The sequence below is a fragment of the Azospirillum sp. B506 genome (assembly GCF_000333595.1).
Lineage (GTDB): Bacteria > Pseudomonadota > Alphaproteobacteria > Azospirillales > Azospirillaceae > Azospirillum.
The window spans coordinates 1-3,352 of sequence record NZ_BADK01000885.1 but is presented as its reverse complement, the minus strand read 5'-3'; the positions used below and the strand labels follow the sequence as shown (position 1 = coordinate 3,352).

Here is a 3,352-nt window from a genome sequence, read left to right as displayed (position 1 = left end):
CTGTTCTGGCTGCTCNCCGCAGCCGCAGGCCGGCCGCCCCCGCGCCCCGGCCGCAGGAGGCATGACCGTGGCGGTCTTCGGCAAGGACGATCCGCCGCGGATGCACCGCCGCTCCCTCCTGCGTCTTGCCGCCGGCGGGCTGGCGATGCCGGGCCTTCCGTCGGCCGGGTCGGCGCTGGCGGCGGCGGTGCCGGACCGGACCTTCCGCATCACCATGGTTCTGGGCCGCGGCGAGAGCGACAACGAATACGGCTTCAAGGATTACCTGGCCCGCCGCGGGCTGAGGATCGACTACACCATCCGCGACACCGGCGGCGACACCGGCCGGCTGCCGGGCATCGTCGAGGAGATCAGGGACACCCGTCCCGACCTCGTCTACAGCTGGGGCACCCCGCAGACCCGCGGCATCGTCGGTCCGTTCGACGAGGCCGATCCGCGCCGCCACATCACCGACATCCCCGTGGTCTTCACCTTCGTCGCCGCCCCGGTGGACGCGAAGATCGTGCCTGACCTCGGCCGGTCGGGGCGCAACGTCACCGGCACCATTCACATCGCACCCATCGCGGTGCAGCTGAACACCATCCAGGCCTATCGCCCGATCCGACGGCTGGGCGTCGTCTACAATCCGCTGGAACGCAACTCCGTCCTGACCATCGAGGGGCTGCGGGCCGAGGCCGCGTTGCGCGGGTTGGACCTGATCGAGGAGCCGGTGCCGCTGGACGGCCGGGGCGAGCCGATGGCCGCCGCCGTCCCCGATGCGCTGGCCCGCGTGGCGGCACGCGGGGCGGAGGTGCTGTATATCGGCCCCGACACCTTCATCGCCTTCCACAACCGCTCCGTCGTCGCGGCGGAGGCGCTGCGCCTGCGGCTGCCGACCTTTTCGGCGACCGAACTGATCGTGCGCACCGACAAGGCGATGCTGGCGCTGGCCAGCAGCGCCTACGGCATCGGCCGCTTCACCGCCTTCAAGGCGGCGCAGATTCTGGTCGACGGCGCCAGCCCGGCCGACATCCCGGTGGAGACGCTGAAGCGCTTCTCCGTCATCATCAACATGGCCACGGTGCGGGCGCTGGAATATTACCCGCCCATCGGCCTGCTGAACTTCGCGGAAATCGTCGAGTCATGAGTTGCGAACCATGAGCGTCACGCCCCCCCTCAGCCTGCCCGGCGGCGCAAGTCTTCTGCGCGGCGACGCAGCGCGCGCGGTGGCCGCCCTTCGGCTGCGTGCGTTGGCCGCCGACCTGCCGGACGGGTTGACCGTCCGCCTGATGGAGCTGGCCGATTCCAGCCGGCTTGCCGACTTCCGCGTCCGGGTGGTGTCGATGCTGGAGGATCCCGACCATTATCGCATGGTCGGCGAGATCGGGGACTTCGTCGCCGACCATCTGGGCTGCGGCGGTCTGACCGCCGGCATCTTCCGCAAGGGGGCGCTGGTCGCCTACGGCGCCCTGGGCCTGCCGGCGGACGGGGATGCCAACCGGGGCCGCGACCTCGACCTGCCGGAGGCGGAGCTGTGCCGGGTGGCGCACCTGTCGTCGGCCATGGTCGACCCGGGCGAACGCGGGCGCGGCCTGCACCACCGGCTGATCGATTGGCGAATCGCGGTGGCGGAGGCGCTGGGCCGCCGTCACCTCGTCACCACGGTCAGCGCCCGCAATCACCGCAGCTGGAGCCATCTGACCGCCCACGGACTCTACCCGAAGCGGCTGGTCCGGGTCGGCGGCGATCTGGTGCGGCTGCTGCTCCACCGCGACCTGACCGGCGATCCCGTCTTCGACCCGGCCAGCGCCGAACTGGTGGCGGTGGAGGACCTGGCCGACCGCTGGGACATTTTCGAGCGCGGCCAGGTCTGGGGCCGGGTGACGGCGGGGGAGGGGATGGCCGTCGATGGAGCCGGGGGGGCGGCACGCTGGTACGCGCTGTGCGGCCGGCAGCGGCAGGCGCGCTGAGAGTTTTTTTGCTGCACCGCGAAGGAATCGTCGGGCCTCCATCGACATGCTATAACCCCAAAGGTGGTAGCAAAGGCGGGAGCCGGGAATGCATATTACCGAGCAGGCATTGAACGGTGTCGTCGTGCTGCACCCGGTCGGACGCATAGACAGCGGCAGCACGGGCGAGTTCGAAGGCGTTCTGATGTCCGCCATTGGCGAGGACGGCACGCGGATCGTTGTCGATATGGCTGAGCTTTCCTACATCAGTTCCGCGGGGCTTCGATCCCTTCTGGTCGCCGCCAAGGCGGCCCGGACGAAGCGCGGCTCGATTGCGCTGTGCGCCATGGCGCCGAGCATCCGCGCGTTGTTCGACATCAGCGGTTTTTCGTCCCTGTTCGCAATCCATGCCGATGCCGCCTCGGCGGTCGCCGCATTGGGTGGCTGAAGGACAACGGTAGACATCCGCCGGTCGCGGCCGGCTTTTCGATAAGGCGGTTCCCGAAAGGAACCGGGTGCATGATGGGAAGTGCCAATCGGCCAAACATCCTGGTCGTCGAGGATTCTCCGGCGGTGCGGCTGTCCGTCGCCGGCTATCTTGAAGGGCGCGGGTTCGACGTGACCGAGGCGGAGAACGGACGGGCGGCGATCCGCGCGCTCGACCGCCGCAGCTTCGACCTGATCGTCACCGACGTGCTGATGCCGGAGGTCGACGGGATCGAGCTGATCAAGGCCGCGCGCAGCGCCCAGCCGGATGTGAAGATCCTCGCCATGTCCGGTGGTGCGCCCAACATGCCGGCCGGCTATCTGCTGAAGATGACGCGCATGTTCAATGCGGATGAGATCATCTACAAGCCGTTCCTCAATGAAGAGTTGGGAGCCGCGGTTGCCCGCCTGCTCGATCAAACGCTGACAAATTAAGCAGATCGACGCCCCTGCCCAATAAAGGGGCGCAAAAGAAAACGGCTTCGGTGCAAGAAGCGCCGAAGCCGTAAGTGATGCGTGGAACCAACCGCGGTCCACCACGCAAGTGCCGTGCCAGTTCTCCGCGCTTTCCTGTCGACCGGTCCGCAAAATTCCGGAACGCCGCCAGCCCGCTCCTGTTGTTCGGGACATGCGGGCGGGCGTCGCCATGCGCGTGATCGCGTGTGAGTCTCCAGGACGTGCTGTCCGCCATCCAAGAATCCTGAAAAGAGGGAGCCGACCACGATGGCGCAGTACGAGAATCGGTGGCGGGGCGAAGGCCGCGACTGGCGCGACGACGACCGGGAACCCAACCGGCACCGCGACTGGGGCGAGGCGCCGCGGCGAACCGGCGTCTACGAGCAGGACGACGGCCGTCACGAGAGCATGTATCGCACCCAGTCCCACCGCCACCAGGACGGGCAGGGCCGCGACTACCGCGACGCCGGCTATGGCGGGCG

4 protein-coding genes and 1 pseudogene are annotated in these 3,352 nt (G+C 68.6%); all 5 read left to right on the top strand.

Annotated elements, in window-relative coordinates:
• Nucleotides 1-61 precede the first annotated feature (61 nt).
• Nucleotides 62-1,126: an ABC transporter substrate-binding protein gene (locus I71_RS27415; protein WP_042701463.1), complete on the top strand. Its 1,065-nt coding sequence runs from the start codon at nucleotides 62-64 to the stop codon at nucleotides 1,124-1,126.
• Nucleotides 1,127-1,136: 10 nt separating this feature from the next.
• Entirely contained in the window at nucleotides 1,137-1,949 is an 813-nt protein-coding gene (locus I71_RS27410) for a hypothetical protein (RefSeq protein ID WP_042701460.1), read from the top strand.
• A gap of 88 nt (nucleotides 1,950-2,037) precedes the next feature.
• Complete coding sequence (locus tag I71_RS27405; RefSeq protein WP_042701457.1) at nucleotides 2,038-2,376, top strand: STAS domain-containing protein; 339 nt, start codon at nucleotides 2,038-2,040, stop codon at nucleotides 2,374-2,376.
• A 71-nt stretch (nucleotides 2,377-2,447) separates the two neighbouring features.
• Nucleotides 2,448-2,849, top strand: a complete 402-nt coding sequence (locus tag I71_RS27400; protein WP_042701454.1) for a response regulator — start codon at nucleotides 2,448-2,450, stop codon at nucleotides 2,847-2,849.
• Between the two features lie 288 nt (nucleotides 2,850-3,137).
• A pseudogene (locus I71_RS27395) lies at nucleotides 3,138-3,352 on the top strand (BON domain-containing protein); the annotation flags it as partial.